An 18,101-nucleotide genomic window follows, 5' to 3' on the forward strand; every position below is an offset into this window, starting at 1 on the left:
CACCCAATACAAATTCATTCAGTTCTTATTGAAGTCATTTAAACTAATTTAGAAATACTAAATATTCTTGTATAATGTTAAAATACAGCGTAATCACATGGAAAATCGCCATATTATGGGACACGACTCTCATAATAGCAACTTTTATGAATTACACTGTACTTGACAAAGATACAATAACAAATCGAATACTGCCGCATCTTCCCGTGGCAAAACGCGGTTTTGTCTCCAAAGCGTGCATCATCGAGATAATCAATGCCATCCTCTACAAGCTGAAGGTCGGATGCCAGTGGGAACATCTTCCGGTTGAGCATCTTTTCAGTGAAACCGTACTCAAACATGGGGCAGTGTACCATCACTATCGAAAGTGGTGCAAGGGAGGGCATTGGAAAGAGAGGTTCATCAATCTTCTGAGAGAAAACAGGGTTTCCGTTGATTTGTCTTTGACGCATACCAACGGCAGTCATACTCCCTGCACACGTGGAGGAGAATTGGCTGCATATCAAGCCCCTAAGAAACGCAAGACCACAAATGCAATTTACTTCACAGACAGACATGGACTCCCGTTGGCGATCTCCGAGCCGATGGAGGGCAATCATAATGATGTTTTTGAGATTGAGAAATCCATGACAGTGATTTTCTCCACCATCACGAGCGCTGGGATTTCCGTGGACGGTATCTTCAACAACGCCGATGCCGGATTTGACTGTGCCGATTTCCGCCGAGTATACAACGCTCATGGCGTGATTGCCAATGTGGCGGAGAATCCCAAATATGACCATGAGGATGCGGATTCCTGCTTTGAAGAGGAAATGTATAAAGAGAGGTACGTCATCGAGAAATCCAATGCCTGGATGGATTCTTTCAGGACGTTGCTCCTGTGCCACGACACTACAGCTTCGAGCTGGAAAGGTTGAAATTATCTGGCTTTTGCAGTATTGCTTCTTAAAAAATCAAAAAAGTTTAAATGACTTCTATGTGGAACTCCTTCGCGAGTTTTGGGCAAATGTTAAAAATCTATCCGCTTTGGCTACATAAAAATGTCATGTACTATGCACTTCTGCCCGATCCCCTGAGTTGCGGAAACACATACCAAATCCAATGGCTTCTATTCCCGCCATTACGGATCTCCTTCAACGCCACGTCATACACCCGCTCCTGCGCCCTAACAAATCTATCCAAGTTTTCCATAATAAAAATCCCTTAAATGATGATATTACCAATGAAGCCATTACAACTTCATTACATCCGCAAATTTCGCAATAAAAAACCGAATGCCCCAAAATCCTGCAATATATCAATAAATCCGACCCTCCACCACCCCTATTCGCCTGCAACATTGCAACCTCAAAAAGCAAATCAGATGTAACTTCTTATTTAAGCCGATTGTCGCCCATACTCACAATAAAACCACCACATATTCAGTTTATAGGTTATGGTTTAAGTCCACGGAAATCTATGAATTTTTCATTCTATAAAACATATACGACCTAAACCTTTAAACCTTAAACTAATTTACCTTAAAACGATATGACACGATTCTCAATATTTTCAATTTTTGCCGGTATCACACTATCGGTGTCGGCACAACAATCAGCCACAGTGCCACCCTTACCGGAGATACCCCAGCCGATGAGGGAAAACATGATACGAATGGATGACAATAAGACATTTCAGGAAGTGCAGCTTAACATCCCTATACACGAGGGTCCTTTTCAACCATCATGGGAATCCATAGAGGCAAATTATTCCGGAGAACCCAAATGGCTTAGGGAGGCAAAAGTGGGATTCTGGGTGCATTTCGGACCACAATCCGCAGGCGAGAGCGGCGACTGGTATGCACGCAACCTCTACAAGGAGAATTCCACTGCCTACCGCAACCATCTGAACCGTTACGGGCATCCATCTGAAGTAGGCTACAAAGACGTCTTGCACACGTGGAATCCGGAAAAATTCAATCCGGAATATCTGACTAAATTATATAAGAAAGCCGGAGCTCGCTTCCTTATGATACAGGGTGTGCATCACGATAATTACGACCTATGGGATTCTCACTATCATCCCTGGAACTCCGTCAACATCGGACCAAAGCGCGATATGCTCCGAGAATGGGCAGACGCATGCCGCAAACAAGATATGCATTACGGTGTGACGTTTCACCATGAATACACATGGTGGTGGTGGCAGACCGCCTTTCAATGCGACACGCAGGGAGATAAAGCCGGAGTGCCTTACGATGGCAACCTCACTCCGGAAGATGGGAAAGGTAAATGGTGGGAAGGCTACGACCCTCGCCTGCTATACGGCATCAACCTCAGGGAATATGAGACAGTGGCAGAAAATGCCAACACCCCTTGGTCCCCTCCTAAAGCAGGCATCTTCTGGAGGCATCTTGACTATGCCAAATGGTTTGCCACACAATGGGCATTACGCATAATGGACGTCACCGCCAACTATGACCCCGATTTCATATATACTGACGGCACTGTGGAGGGTCCCTTCACAGGGGATGGTACCGGCACAGGCTACAAATGCAATGCCATGCAGACCGTTATGGCAGACTACTATAACCGCCAATTGAAAAACAGAGGGAAAGTAGATGGATTCAGCATAATAAAGTTCCGCCATCCCACAAATGGGGCTGTCAACACTGCTGAATTTGCATTTCCGGACACCATCAACGTTTCGCAACCATGGATAAGAGAAGCTCCGGTGGGTGACTGGTTCTACGCTCCGGGGTTTACTTATGACAGCTCATCCGTGATACGTTTCATCATTGAGGCGATATGTCGTGACGGCAATGCGGCCCTCAATATCCCGCTACGTCCGGACGGATCTTTGGACGAGGAATGTGAAAAGATGCTGCTGGAAGTGGGAGAATGGATGGATATCAATGGGAAAGCCGTCTACGGAAGCCACGCATGGAAAGTGCTTGGAGAGGGAGAAATGGAGGACGGCCATCTCCGGAAACTTCCCGGAGGGGGACTTGGTAAACATCACAAGGAATACCCCTTCTCTCCCAAAGATATACGCTTTACCATAGGGAAGGATGGCGCACTCTACGCATTCCTGATGTCTCTTCCATCTTCCGGCGAGACCATCACGATAAAATCACTCGGTCTGCCGGAAATGAAAGTCAATGAGGTCTCGATGCTTGGCAGCAAAAGACGTATCAAATGGCAACAGACCACCGACGGGTTACAGATAACGACACCCGACAAATTACCTTGCCGCACATCCATCGTATTCCGAATCAAATGCTAAAGAGACAGTTTTTTAACGATATATAAAATATCAACGGGTTACAATACATAATCATTAACTGTATTAATAAAGAAATTTGCAACGATATCAGCAGCCTCCTTCTCATAGCCATTAAAACTATGGTCAACACCCTTGATCAATCTCAAGCTACCATTTTGATATATGTCATTATAGCGTAGGCTATACGTATACGGTACTATGATATCACTCGTGCCATGAAGCATCAGAACCGGACCCTGATACTGCAATGCGGCATCGTATATAGGAAGCGTCTGAGCTGTCACTATATAATCGCGCCCGATTTTTATGCCGCTGGGCAACTCCACATACTCAGGGGGCGTAATGGGATCATACTTTGCCCCTTGAGTATTGCCCCTTATGGCATCTTCACGCAGAACGGCAGCCGGAGCAAGGAGTGCCACCCCCTTTACTGCATCCTTATCCAATTCACCAGCTAACATTGAAGCCACAACACCACCTTGCGAATGCCCTATCAGATAGATATCCGAAACCCATGGTAAATCGCGGACATACTCATAGACTGCCTTTGCATCGGCTATCTCTTTAGGCACCGTCATATCAACAAATTCTCCGTCACTGTCGCCGCAACCGTCAAAGTCAAAACGTATTGCCCCTATTCCACATTCCGACAACTTGTCATAGATGGCTCTAAGAAGAGGACGATGGCGGTTGCTACCAAAACCATGCATAAGAATTGCCACAGTTTTTTTCTCATTAGTGTTAAGCGATGGTACACTTAAATCGGCCATCAGTTTACCATTAGGACCCTGAATAACTATCGTCTGCGTCTGGGCTGAAATCGCGAATGCAGAGATTATTGCTGCCATAAATAAAAAAATTTTTCTCATTATTATTTTGTTTTATATGTAAGAGTTAAGTTGTCCAACCTTCATTGATTACTGTTTATTTTTATTGCCTAAACATCTTTTTTCATCACTTGGTTTGAAAGCAGATGCTTCAGTCAGACTTTTTCCTTATCACAGAATCAGCCGGATCCTCGACGCGGGGATTGCTCATCCACCGACGTATAGCCGACATTTTGGGAATGAGCCTTGTGACAGTCGTCTTATACGTACTCATAATTATCAACAATATCATGACAATCCCTACAAGAATAAGATATCCGTAACATTCTTTCAAAGTCATCATTACACTTTGTCGTGAAACCACCGCCATGGTCTCGCTCCATGACGGCATATCAAATGGCAACACTGTACCGTCTATATTTTCTGATGCCGACATGCTGTTTTTGACCACTGCCCAATTGTAAAGCCGTTGCACGAGGGCAGCACCGGCAGCATTGCCAATTCCACACCGCGAATAACCGATTGCACTAAGTCCGAAGAAAAAGTAAGAAAAAGGTACGCTTTGGGAAAGATATACATTTGAAATTGATCCGATCATAACCTCCGATATACCGACTGCAACCAATGGGATGAAGAATGCTTCCTTGTTGGTGTTGCCGTCAATCAAAAAATACATGGCTACGATATATGACGTCAGTAACGCGAAAGACAATACGAGGTATTGCTTGGTGTTCCAGCACCATTTCACTTTTGTATAAAATGCGAGTATCGCGCCTAAAAGCACACCATACAGAATTGGATAATTAAGGGATATGACGTTCAAAGAATCGTATCCCAAGATGGAATTGACATATATTGACTGTAATAATCTTGGGGCAGATTGGAGTATCGACGCTACAAAGAGCCAGAATATTATTTTCCATACCGCAGTATAAGAAAAAATATGCAGGCTGAGATAAGGCCTTTCATGAAAACGCGACCTACACCACGCTCCGGCAAAAAACAGACAGCAAATCAACGTGCCCAACCATACTTGATTACCTCGCCACCATTCATAATGCTCCCCATAACAGAAAATCCACATCCCTGATATGATAAACCCGCACCAAAGGATAAATCCGATTAAGTCAATCCCTTTAAGCGACATATAAGGGCCCGGTCGATGATCCGGTTTCATCATAAAATATACTATTGCGACATGAATCATCAGTAATAGGATTACAAAAAGATTCATCAACCTCCAATTTCCATAATACGTTAGATATGCAGTGGTCAATCCGGAAAGATATGTTCCCCCAACTACCATAAAATATATTACGGGGAAAAATATCGCATAGTTTCGAGAAGGAGTTACACAAAGCCTGAAATTGCTTGTACATCCAAACATGCCGAGCATCTTGAAAAAACCGGCGATAAAACTTGCCCCACACACTACCCATGGAATTGCTATACTCATTGTGATAGCTGTGCAAAACATCAGACCTATTCCGGACACAAAAAACAACTGACGGGTATACATGGCAAACTTCAGACGATACATCACGGGGAAACAGACCGTTATACCCGCCAGCATACAGTAGCCCGCCATCTGCACATCCTCATTAAGAAACGAAATCTCACCCACCATCTGATTCATGGAAGAAAGATTTATGCTACCGGCATATTGATATAGGAATCCAAATATCAATATCAACCATACGCGCACACGACGAGGCACGCCGTCATGATACATCAGCAACTGTCGGGTGCGTATAATTGAATTGCCCGTCTTATACACTCCTATTGCCATCACATCAACTCACATTCAACATTCAATCCTGCCTTAAGTCTGGTCATATCCTCCGGTGAATTATCCTCGGTAAATCGGATTTTTACCGGAAGCCTCTGTTCCACCTTTACAAAGTTTCCGGTTGCATTGTCTTGCGGGACAATTGAATATTGAGCTCCTGTGGCATTTGAGATTGCCTCTATGACACCCACATAAGTTTTCCCCGGAATAGCATCCACGGTAATCTTCACATTATCGCCTATTTCCATTTCTGCTGTCTGACTTTCCTTATAATTGGCAATGACCCACACATCATTCTCATTAACTATGGAAAGCAATGTCTGTCCGGGTTGTACAAGTTGACCGGATTCTATATTACGTCGCGACGTGTAACCATCTACAGGAGCTGTAATCACAGTATACGACATATTGAGCCTTGCAAGCTCCTTTGAAGCGTTGGCAAGTTCAATTTCTGCATCCTGCTGTCCGAGTTGCTGTGTCTTCTCATCCTTGTAGAGCATTGTTGATTCCCTTTTACGACACAATCGCTCGTATTTTGCCTTCAACGCCTCATACCTGGTAAGGGCATCATCATATTGTTTTGGAGTGACTGCCTTATCATCCAGAAGATTTTGGTATCTCCCGAGATCTCTACCGGCATTCTCCATCTCCACACGCACCTCATCAATCGAAGCCTCACTCACACCGATTTCGCTCGCCGTGGTTGAGATAGCTGCCCTTACAGTCGATTTTCTTGATAAGGCATTCTGAAGACGTGCATTTGCCTGGGCAAGTGCAAGGGCATATTCGGTATCATCAATCACCAAAAGTGTATCACCGCGATGCACAAATGTATATTCATCAAACCGCACCTCCTTTATATAGCCTTGCACACGGGCATTTATCGGCACAATCTGCCTCCGCACCTGCGCATTATCTGTAAACGTCGACACATTGAATCTAATGAATTCACTTGCTATCCACCATAACCCGAACGCAAGCACACACAACACAAAAATATTTTGTATAAGTCTTCTCGTCTTACGATTCATCATATAACTCCTGAAATATATTTTAGTTGGAAATAATAATAAAGCACGTCAACCCGGGCATTGACAAGGCGCATCTCCGCATCAAGTTTTGAGGCAGACGCATCAAGCATATCCGTCAGCAGGGAAAGATCACTGCCATAACGACGTTCCACGATACGGTAATTTTCCGATGCGAGATCCACATTTTTCCTTTGTGTCCACACATGCTCTATTGCCTCTATGTAATTACGATAAGCGCGGTCAAGATTCCTGTCAATCTCTTCCTCACTCCCTTTATATGAATCGATAAGATGATCCCTCTCCAGAGTGGCTGCCTGAATCTTATGCGTTGACTTGTAGAATGCCGATGGCGTGAAAGATATCTTGAGTCCAACGTACCATTTGCCGAGATTCTTGTCAAGCACGGGGGTATGCGTAGTGATAGGTGCGGAAAGAGATGCCGCTGCACCGATTCCAATTTTAGGCAATCGATCACTCTTAAATAATTTTACACTCGACTTCAACAAGTTCCATTGGAATTCATAATATTTGAGTACGGGCGACTCGGCACGACTAAGTTTTCTCCATTCCGGAAGAGGCATTGCCGAAAAATTTATACGGTCAAAATCTATGGCCGGCACTATAGTGTCCGTATCATTCATTTGTAAATAGCTCACAAGACTATAATTGAGATTGCTGATTGAATTCACCACTGCAAGCCTGTCGTATTTCAGATTTGACAGATTTAGTTCATAACGTGTCACGTCATTAGCAAGAACAAGACCTTGGGAAGCACGCGCCTTCATCTCATCTATAAGCCCACACGTTATCCTTATGTTTTCATCATACACGCCAAGGAGATTCAGATTTTTTGCCAGTTCAAGATATAATTTAACTACCGTCATTTTCATACGAATTTTAATCAGCTCTACATTATTATCCGCAATCCTATACTGGGCATCAGCTCGAGCTACACGGGCTGTCAGTTCCCCTCCCGTATATATCGGCTGGTATACCGATATTGAAAGCGAGTTGCCCCAATGAGTCATCGGAGACCTTGAGCCTCCTCCTAAATCCCTGTCAAGCACATAAGCATTGCCGAGATAGTCTTCCTCAAGCATCAATCCTATATCAGGAAGCCAACAGTCTTTTTCCGCTCTTTCTCTCATAAAGGCAACTTCCCTCTCATTACAAGCTATGCGTATTTCCGTATTATCAACCTCTACTTGTTGAAACAAATCCTCAATGGTCAGAGAAATGGATCGGGCTGATGCATTACACGTGAAGAGGAAAACAGCCATAACAATCATTACCAATAACTGTATCATATTATATCTATACTTCATAAACGTTCAATTTCATCCTGCAAAATTATACAAAAAATACAGCACGTAATGTGCTGTATGGTTCAATCAAATGTGCTGTATAGCTCAATATCAATTTTCAGAAGTTTGAGTATCTCTGCTTTTTGAAGGTGAACAACCGAAATGCTTTCGATAGGCTCTACAAAAATGAGAAAAATTCTTAAATCCTACATCGCTCATTATCTGCACTATTGAGCGTTCCGTAGACATGATTAGCTCCTGTGCGACCTGAAGACGACGACGCATTATCCAATTGCGGGGAGAAATCTCACTCAACTTTTTAAAATCGCGTTTGAAAGTTGACAAACTCCGACCCGTATAATGAGCCAAATCCTCTATGGTCAGGTCATACATATAGTTATGTTGCATAAAATCCAATATATCCGGACGCCATCTATCAGTAAAATCAAATAAGGAAGCATAAGTTTTCACGTCTGTATGCAGAACCAAATGTATCGCCTCACGCACCTTAATGTCAAGCCATCCCTTCTCAGGTCGGCACCCAATCTCCCAATATGGTTTGAATGAGTCAAACAAACTGACAAGCATTGGGGATTGTCTAATTTTCAAGACCGTTTTTTTGCTACGGCAAATATTATCCGGGATATTGGCATGAGATAGAGATTTATAAAAATCAAACAACAGTCCTCTTGGAAAGAACAACATCACAGATACATGGTATCCCATCTCGGGGGAAGGATGTTTCTCAATACTTACACGATGATCCTTCCTGATAAAAACGCATTCATTCTCCTTGACCGCTGACACTACCATACCGTCAATCATAACCTTCATACTTCCTCGCGCTACATAGAGCAGAGCATGTTCACTTAGACGGAAATGACATCCCTCCATATCCTTACTATATGAAGCGGTAAAGATATCTTCCGTATTAAAAGTAACAACTTTTGACATTTCAAAATTTAAGACTTATTGGTCAGAAAACGTATCAAACCGAGAGATATTGTTGAAAAATAATTATAAGCATTATCTCCTTTATCGATTTTGGAACTTTGTGCATATTGACCGACATGCTAAGATCAATCTTCTCAAGCTCCAAAATCAACTCAACCAATTGCCCATATCCTACATATTGCCATGGGATGGAATCTATTTCATTACTTGGAGACCTTCCGCGTTAGAGGGATTTCAGGATGATGGTGTTGGCGTGGTTAACCTCATAAAATTCGGACACACGACAAACGAGAAAGCGGGTCTTCTGACGACGGTTGGTGTAACCGCCGGTCGGAAGACCCGCTTTTTCTAATGGATGGTCGAGTGATCTGTTTTGATGAGGGGCACTCGACCTGCTTCTTGTTTATTTCTATTCTATTTTTTATTTCACCTCTACCTTGCGGCTTACTTTGCCGTCGGCGGTATTGATGACTACTACATAGATGCCTGCTGCGAGGTTCTCTTCGATTTCAGAGGCAGCCTCGGCAACTTTCATTCCGTTGAGATCGTAAACCTCTACGCTCTTGATTGCTCCGGTTTCTCCTTTGACGATGAGTTTGCCATTCTCTACAGTGACTACTACCTCACCATTCTGGATGCTGTCTACACCTGACTTAACGTCGACGTTGATGATGTAGGGATCGCCAAGCGTACCTACGAAGTCTTCGTTGAAGTTGATTCTCTGCTCAAGTGCGGATTCTTCGTGTGTGATGGCTGAGATTACACGGAATCTGATTTCGTCGCCGGTGTTACCGAAGACGCTGATCATCATGTAGCCGTCAACAACGACTCCGATACCACGACATTCGTCACCACAGAATGCTGCCACTTCATAGTCGTCGCCGTCAACGAATATGCCACCGGCTTCAGCTATGCGTGCAGTCACAGGCATTACGGAGGGATATTTGCCACTCATGACAACCCATCCAGCCTCGCTCTCTTTTCTTTCGATTCTTCTTGAAGGCTGTGCCTCTGATTCGGCAACGATGTTGTAGATGAATTCTTTATCGTTGTTGCTGAAGAATAGGTAGCCGGCACCATGTTCCAAATGACCGAGATCACCGATCCACTCACCCTCTGCGCTCAACTGCATGAAGCCGTCGCGACCTACGATCATGTCGCCTTCCTCTGCTGCGAGATTAGAGAAGAGGTCGGATACGTTGAGGCTGCCTTCATCTACGGGGCAACCGATCCAATTCCAGCCCTTGTTCAGAGTGATAGCAGCGGAGGGGTCGAATGAAACGCCTGCCACATTGTTGTTCTGAACTGCACCCTTAGTGAATACCTTATAAGCCTCAAGTGGTTTTAGTTCTGTGAGTGTACCTACGAGACCGAGCTGCGGGTCGCGAATCACTTCCTGAGTCTGAGAAAGCACACGGTCAACATCTGCTGAAAGGATGCTGTCGACAGCCACGGCATTCTCCACATTGTGGGAGATCCAGTTCCAACCCTCTTCGAGAGCGTAATCCATGTTTGTCTTTCTCAACATATAGTCGAGGCTTACTACATCAGATGCATAATCCTTATACTTGGCATAAGCCTTCACAGTCAAGGTATCGGTCGTGAGGCTGATAGGCTCAGTGTATTTAATGCTATTCTCATTAGGTTCAGAACCGTCGAGAGTATAGAAGATATCAGCCTTTGTGGTCAAGCTTGAAAGCTCTACTTTTGAAGAGCGGTAGAGTTTCGAGCCGGATGCCAATGAAGCAGCCGGATCAACTACCCATACAGCATGCTCACCAACTTTGAACGAAGCAGCAGCGGCATTATCATTCGCAAATAGATAAGCTTCGAAAGCAGCAGGCACTGTGTCAGCCTCTACCTTATTGAATGTAGCACCAGCCTCATCGAGAAGATAGAGATTACTTGCGCAACGCTCAGTGTTGTAGTTGCCATAGAGAGTGAAGTTCTTACCTACAGCCTTCACCTCTTCCGGAACCGGAGTGTATTCCACGTCGTAGACGAGTGAATCAGGGGTTGAGACACCGGTAGCCGAGAATGTGACGGGCACAGACTCAAACGGGGCGTATACGTTTGCAAGGAACGGATGGTTTGCCTTGATAGTATCCACAGGGGTCAATGTCTCAGCGTTCTCATCAGCGAATGAAATGAGCGAGATACCATCATTGTCACGCGGAGTGAACTCCTTGCCAAACTCAAATTCAGTCGGAGTGAACGGAAGCACAATGCCTCTCCATCCGCCAAACTCATCACCTACAGCACCCGGAACGTCGACAGTAAGAGAGATCTTATGGTCGGCAAGGCTGAAGCTTGCAGGCGCGTTGAACGCATACTTGCCATCGATAGCAATGTCGGCACGAGCCACACGAGAGCCCGCCTTATTGATGATGACGTTGAGCGAATCGCCTGTCACACCGTCGAAGACTTCGGGCAGATAGATGAGACAGTTGGGGTTGATGCCCTTGAATGAAGCATCCGTCACGCCTTCACCGGCACGGGTAGCAGCCTGTGTCCGGCTCATGATCATGATGCTTGTAAGAGACGAACATCCGGCAAATGCACTGTCGCCGATAGACTCCACGCTTGCGAGAGTCACAGATTCAAGATTGCTACATCCTGCGAAAGAGTTGGCACCTACAGAAGATACGGTAGCGGGGAGCACCACATCCTTAAGATTCTCCATGCCTTTGAATGCATCAGTCGGGATAGACTCGTTAGTCATTTCCGAGAGGTTGAGCACCTCAAGCGATTCAAACTTATCACGGAGATTGCGGAATGCATCTTCATCCAATTCACCGCCGATGTTGAGGGTGGTTATATCCTTCGCGTTTTCATTCTCTACGAGTTTAACCTCATCCTGAGAAACGTCATCACCATCTTCGACAACAAGAGAAGTCGTGACCTTAATCTTGGTATCGCCCTGGAGATTTTCGAATGTATAGACACCATTCTCATCCGGCACAAGACGCGTGGTCTCGGTGCGGTATGTAGGATTCTCCTTGCCGACAGAGGTCATTATCTTACTTTCAGCAACGACAGTCAGTTCTACATTCGGAGCAGGATTCTTCAGACGGAACTTATAGTTGTAAGCCTCGCGGTAAAGAGTAGGTGTAGGCACATTAGAGGGTCTGCTGTAGTCCCAAGTGGTGCTTTCGGGATCAAACACCCAGAAGTCAGGGATATCCTTCCATTCATTTTCCGGATCGAGATCAACAAACTCAGGAGTGATTGATTCTGGAGTCTCAAATGCGAAACTATAGAAGAACACTACCTTTATCACGTGGTTCTCAACAGGAGAATAAGGCACCTTATAGACACCTCGGTAACAACCGTAGTAGGGTGTACGCTCCGACTTATCCACACCATTGTCATATACCTTGAACGCCACGTTGGGACGGAATACCGGATTCGGGATATAATACGAGGGCTTAAGATTTGGCATACCTACCTGCGGGTTATTGCCTATATTCTCTGGCACCTTATCATAATCCCAAGTCGCACTACCATATTTGAATGAGCGGTCTTGATCAATCTGGATATTGAAGTAACGGATGGATGTTGTCTGTCCCAGATCCTTCCAATAAGCTGCCGTACTATATAAGTTCTCAGCCCCCTTAGGTACTTCCAATGTTATAGCTGAGGGATTAGACGGGAAGGGGGTCATATTGCCCGTTACGGGAGGTTCATTTCCCTTCATCACAATCTTCTTCAATGCGATACATGCAGAGAATGCTCCCTCTCCCACATATTGTACGGAAGCAGGAAGTGTGATTTCAGAAAGTTTAGAGCAACGGCTAAATGCATTTCCCTCAATATTGACAAGATTATTAGGAAGAATGAATGTCTGCAAAGCAGTTGCAACTCCGGCATTCTTCGAGGCAAATGCATCTGATGGGATTGCATTTGCAAGATCACGCACACCCTTTATAGTTGCATCTGAAAGGTCAAGGTCAACGATTGTGGCTGCATGGTTGCGGAATGCATCAAAATCCTCGGTGCGGATCGTACCTATCACTTTAAGACGAGCAGGACACTGCTCAATCTTGGCAGCAAGCTCCCCTTCACGCACATTCACTACAGTATAGGCATTAGCACCCTGAGGCACCACCTGAATAGCAATCTCAAGATCCTCCGTAACAGAAGGTATATTAAGATTTGCCACAGCAGCGTCAACCACCTTGTTTATTCCATTCACAGCAATTGTGATACGGTTGGTCACAGCCACCGGAGTAACCCTTAGATTCAAAGGCATCCCTCTCACTACTTGTGTTACAGCTCCTTGTATATTTGCGCCCTCAATCTTCTCAGGCATATTGATATTATGATATACCACACGGTTGCCCACCGCCGAGATATAATCAGTTATTGTGTCGCTGTCAGCCTTCACAACACTCCATTTCTTCTTATTAAAAGAAGAAACGATACGGATCATATTGCCTTCACGTACTGTAGCATCCTTTATCTGACAAGTAAAATTGCAAGGAAGATTTCCAAAGTTATATGAAGAATTTGACACTACCGGAGAAATCAGTTCCTTAATACGGTTATCCTTATCCGTAAGTGCGGCACAATAGAATAGAGCAGCATTGTCAGAAGGAATGGCAAGAGCGTTCGCACGAATCGTAAACGATTTTCCAACCGCCACATTCACCACGTCAGAGACAAGACCCACGCCTCCGGCAGCTCCTGTAATCTTCCAAGGCGACATATCGTAGCTTTCCTCCGGCTGACGGAAGTTGGCATGGATAAGAGTGTTGGAATTGATGGTCGCTTTGTATACACCAGAATTGTCAGGATAGAGACGAGTGTTGTTGGCATACATTTCCATCATGGCATCGCCATAAGAGTCAGCCGTTTCAACAGTAAATGAATACTGTGAGCCCGGAGCTACTGTAGTGCCTTCAGAGAGCGCAGTGAATTTAACACCACTTGTCTCCTGAAGTATAACATTGTATTCTGTTGCAGCCACGGCATTCTCCTCAACAAATTCCTTGAAGTCCTGCCAGTTCTCCTTAGCCTTATAAGCGGCAGTAGCACCTACAGGCACAACAAGTTTGGCTTTTGGAGTTCCCTCGAACACACACCAGTTTACCCATGCCGGAGAAGAGCGACGCACAATCACCTCATTCAAGCTGCGGCAACCAAGAAAAATATTATATTCATAATTGCTTACCGATGCTGGAATCTCAATAGATTGAAGACCGCTGTAGCTGAAACATCCGCTCTTGAAAGTGTTAAGGTTTCTCGGAAGGATAATCTGACGGAGTGATGAACATTTCGTGAATGCCTTTGCAGGAATTGCATTAGCAGGGTTCGCACCGTTTGCAACGATATTCACACCTGATATGTCAAGACGAGAAAGTTTCATCCTCTCTCGCATGAACGTGAAGTCGTTCACATCAATTGTTCCATACAGCGTAAGGTCAGTGATTATTCCAGCATCTTCGTCACTAATGAGCTGCGAAAGGTTGCCGGCTTGTACCCAAAGGTTACGTTTTGAAATTACATCGGCAGCATTGCGCACAATCACGCTTATCTCCTGGTCGCTGTTGACGTTTGTCACCTTATAGTTGTGGTTGGCATCCGGAGAAAGAATGAATCCGTTAGCCTTCACCGACACAACCTGGTCGGGAGATGTAGACACAACATTGAAAGTGAAGTCACGTCCCTTTATGACGCGCGGATCATCGCAAGTGATCACGGCACCCTCCACATCAGCGGGCATGGTCATGTTGAAATAAGGTATATCATACCCTTTCGCCAGAGCCTCGCCAAGAGTGAGAAGGTCGTTTGCAACCGGCAGCCAGTTGTCGTCGCCGGATCCTTTTGTCACGACACGCACCACATCGCCATCGGCAATCTGAGTCCCTTCGGGCACTGTGCAGGAGAAGTCCGTGTAGTTTACAATCTGCAAAGACTGTATGCCGATATTTCTTCCGTTGCCGAGAAGAGCCTTGAATGTGCCGTCAGCACTGAACAGACCGGTGGATATGCTGCCGGAGAAATCATTGTTGGTGATGTTCTTTAGCGCACCTACCCTCACGGAGAATGAGACCCCGGGCTGAAGATCGGTCACGTTGATGGTCATACCGATCTGGCGTTCGTCGCTCGTGATATGTATGGGAGACCATCTTGAGGCTCTTTCTGTGGGTTTGATGTTGTAGACTATTGTCGTGAGGTTGTTGAAGCTATGAGATGTGCTGACGGTTGGGTTCAATGCGTTTGATGCATAGAAACCGTCGGCAGAGCCGCCCCAGCCCCAATTGATATGGAAATAAGGGGTGTCGCCCATCATTCTGTAGCCGTCGCACACGAAAGCGTGACCTGCGGATACATCCTGACCGCTGTAAAGCACCGGACGACCTTCATCAATCTCATTTACGATCAAGGCATCCCAAGATGCACGATCCATCTCGCTACCCTTCTTGTATGACACACCGGCATCATAACCGAACATCTCTACAAGAGCAGCGGGCACTTTCACCTCGAATGCGCTTGAACTTGACATGCCGAAGTCGGTGCCTATCGCTATTGCCGCGTCAGCCACGAGAGTCGCCACCGCGTCAGCCTCTTCGGAAGAATAGCCATTGTTACGATAATTGTCGTTGCGCATATTTTTCCAGTCGTATGCAGTAGTCTCCCCGTCTTTCACGAGAGAAGCGGGACGCATGGCGGGATAATCATAATATTTCATGATTTCAGCCAATGCGGTTCCGACGCATCCTACGAGACGACGGTTGGGCACATTGTTGTTGAAAGGGGCTTCCTGACTCCATGTGGGAGTGGCGAGCACTTTCTCGACTGAATTAGCCATCGGCACCGCAATGCTGCGGGTAGTGGCAATCTTAGGTTGTTCCACACGCATCAGCATCTGACCCGCCATCTCGGGAACAGACTGTTGCTGCCATACCGAGGTAGTGGAGAAACCGATCACAGGCTCCACCGTGTCATCTGCCGACACGATGATGAATCCCTCTCCGTCAATGGCGTTAAACACATAATACTTCGGAGTGGATCCAGCAGTCTCCACATGCACAAGTTTCAGCGCGTCAACGTCTGCCAAACGAGAGACATCACCGTTGCGGAAAAAAGTCGCGGCGGCGGTCTTTGCACCGTCTGCGGTCAGTACGCCGCCCCGGGCAAGTCCCGGGGTCAGCATACATGATCCGATAAACAGCGTCTGCAAAATCTGTTTAAGCATAATCTGTCTGTTTATTATTTGTTGTTTATTTGTTTCTTCTGATATTCATTGAAGATATCTTGCCTCTACTCTTTAGAATGCCACCTTTCTGCCATTGATGATGTACATTCCTTTGGGTAGACGCTCGGCAGCCTCCTTGATGGTGACATCTTTCAGGATAAGGATACCACGGAGATTATATACTGTCAATCTCTCGTTCTCATCTGTGAAGATGCTTGTCAGACCGGATATTACTGAGGTGGTGCCGTGGATCTCGACATCATGTGAAGGCATTGTTGCCGGAATCTCCTCTTCCCAGCCATCAAATACTCTGTTGGAAGGGAGTTCTACCTCAGGTATCTCAATCGGAGCACCCATCTCAAGCTGTGCGGTATAGAAGATATCTCCGTCAAGATATACTGTGAGGTTGTAGAGTATTGCTGTATATTCCGCCTCTACTGTCAAGTCTTCGGAAGGCATTGTCTCAGGAAGATTTGCCCAACCGGTAAACTCGTAACCCTCTTTCTCAGGTGCATCAACTGCTGCGATTTCAGTTCCGGTCTCAACCTCAACTGCCTTGTAAACCTCACCGTCCACCATGTAGGTGAGGGTGAAGATGTACTGCTCGAACTCGGCGGACAGCTTGATGTCGCCTGCAACTGTCATCTTACGGGTTGCATTCGTGTCGCCGTCGCTCCACTTAACGAAACGATACTTGGCATCAGCGGTTGCGGTGAACTCGATCTCAGTGCCGTCAAGGTACTGACCGTTCTTGAAGTCCACATTACCACCGTTTCCGGCTGTAATATCTACAGTATAATATTTGGTGTAGGTTGCGTTTACGGTAACGTCCTTGGCAGGCATTATCTCGGGGAGACCCTCCCAACCTGCGAACTCGTAGCCATCCTTCACGGGTCCTGCCTTTGCCTCAATTTTGGCTCCTGCCTCAACATCAACTGCCTTGTAAACCTCACCGTCCACCATGTAGGTAAGGGTGAAGACGTACTGCTCGAACTCGGCGGACAGCTTGATGTCGCCTGCAACTGTCATCTTACGGGTTGCATTCGTGTCGCCGTCGCTCCACTTAACGAAGCGGTACTTGGCATCAGCGGTTGCGGTGAACTCGATCTCAGTGCCGTCAAGGTACTGACCGTTCTTGAAGTCCACATTACCACCGTTTCCGGCTGTAATATCTACTGAATGGTATTTGGTGAAGGTTGCGTTTACGGTAACGTCCTTGGCGGGCATTGTCTCGGGGAGACCCTCCCAGCTTGCGAACTCGTAACCCTCCTTCTCAGGTCCATCCTCGGCTACAATCTTGGCTCCAGCCTCAACATCAACTGTCTTGTAAACCTCACCGTCCAACATGTAGGTAAGGGTGAAGACGTACTGCTCGAACTCGGCGGAAAGTTTGATGTCGCCTGCAACTGTAATATTACGGGTCGCTTTCGTGTCGCCGTCGCTCCACTTAACGAAGCGGTACTTCGGATCAGCTACTGCCGTGAACTCTATCTCAGTGCCGGCAAGGTACTGACCGTTCTTGAATTCAACCTTACCACCCTCTCCGGCTGTGATCTCCACTGAATGGTACTGGGTGAAGGTTGCATTTACGGTAACGTCCTTAGCGGGCATTGTCTCGGGAAGTGCATCCCAACCTGCGAACTCATAACCCTCTTTCTTAGGAGCATCAACTGCTGCGATTGTGGCTCCTGCCTCCACATCAACTGACTTGTAGACCTCGCCGTCCAACAT

General features: G+C 46.0%; 10 protein-coding genes. 2 read left to right on the forward strand and 8 right to left on the reverse strand.

Features of this window, described 5'->3' with window-relative positions; all coding sequences use genetic code 11:
• The first annotated feature begins 74 nt into the window (after positions 1 to 74).
• On the forward strand, positions 75 to 917 hold the full coding sequence (locus tag E5331_RS09330; RefSeq protein WP_420813765.1) for a transposase: 843 nt from the start codon (positions 75 to 77) through the stop codon (positions 915 to 917).
• A 133-nt stretch (positions 918 to 1,050) separates the two neighbouring features.
• On the opposite strand, the gene E5331_RS09335 is transcribed toward E5331_RS09330, so the two are convergent.
• Positions 1,051 to 1,191, reverse strand: a complete 141-nt coding sequence (locus tag E5331_RS09335) for a DUF1810 family protein (protein WP_123482011.1) — start codon at positions 1,189 to 1,191, stop codon at positions 1,051 to 1,053.
• Between the two features lie 339 nt (positions 1,192 to 1,530).
• Between E5331_RS09335 and E5331_RS09340 the strand changes: the two genes are divergently transcribed.
• Positions 1,531 to 3,264: an alpha-L-fucosidase gene (locus E5331_RS09340; protein WP_123482010.1), complete on the forward strand. Its 1,734-nt coding sequence runs from the start codon at positions 1,531 to 1,533 to the stop codon at positions 3,262 to 3,264.
• A gap of 38 nt (positions 3,265 to 3,302) precedes the next feature.
• On the opposite strand, the gene E5331_RS09345 is transcribed toward E5331_RS09340, so the two are convergent.
• The 7 genes from E5331_RS09345 to E5331_RS09375 form a co-directional block, all read right to left on the reverse strand.
• The gene (locus tag E5331_RS09345) at positions 3,303 to 4,112 is read right to left on the reverse strand and encodes an alpha/beta hydrolase (RefSeq protein ID WP_275441154.1); all 810 of its coding nucleotides are present in this window, start codon (positions 4,110 to 4,112) and stop codon (positions 3,303 to 3,305) included.
• A gap of 130 nt (positions 4,113 to 4,242) precedes the next feature.
• Entirely contained in the window at positions 4,243 to 5,883 is a 1,641-nt protein-coding gene (locus tag E5331_RS09350; protein WP_135985562.1) for a hypothetical protein, read from the reverse strand.
• Positions 5,880 to 6,914, reverse strand: a complete 1,035-nt coding sequence (locus E5331_RS09355; RefSeq protein ID WP_169477683.1) for an HlyD family secretion protein — start codon at positions 6,912 to 6,914, stop codon at positions 5,880 to 5,882. The genes E5331_RS09350 and E5331_RS09355 overlap by 4 nt, the downstream gene beginning before the upstream one ends.
• On the reverse strand, positions 6,911 to 8,218 hold the full coding sequence (locus E5331_RS09360; RefSeq protein ID WP_168355194.1) for a TolC family protein: 1,308 nt from the start codon (positions 8,216 to 8,218) through the stop codon (positions 6,911 to 6,913). Before E5331_RS09360 ends, E5331_RS09355 begins: the two co-directional genes overlap by 4 nt.
• Before the next feature lie 108 nt (positions 8,219 to 8,326).
• On the reverse strand, positions 8,327 to 9,169 hold the full coding sequence (locus E5331_RS09365; RefSeq protein WP_123482006.1) for a helix-turn-helix domain-containing protein: 843 nt from the start codon (positions 9,167 to 9,169) through the stop codon (positions 8,327 to 8,329).
• A 421-nt stretch (positions 9,170 to 9,590) separates the two neighbouring features.
• A complete protein-coding gene (locus tag E5331_RS09370; RefSeq protein WP_135985564.1) occupies positions 9,591 to 16,370 on the reverse strand; it encodes a C10 family peptidase in 6,780 nt (2,259 codons plus the stop codon).
• Positions 16,371 to 16,442: 72 nt separating this feature from the next.
• A partial coding sequence (locus E5331_RS09375) for an InlB B-repeat-containing protein (RefSeq protein ID WP_168355195.1) occupies positions 16,443 to 18,101 on the reverse strand: 1,659 nt, incomplete at its 5' end.

This window comes from Lepagella muris, from assembly GCF_004793975.1.
GTDB lineage: Bacteria > Bacteroidota > Bacteroidia > Bacteroidales > Muribaculaceae > Lepagella > Lepagella muris.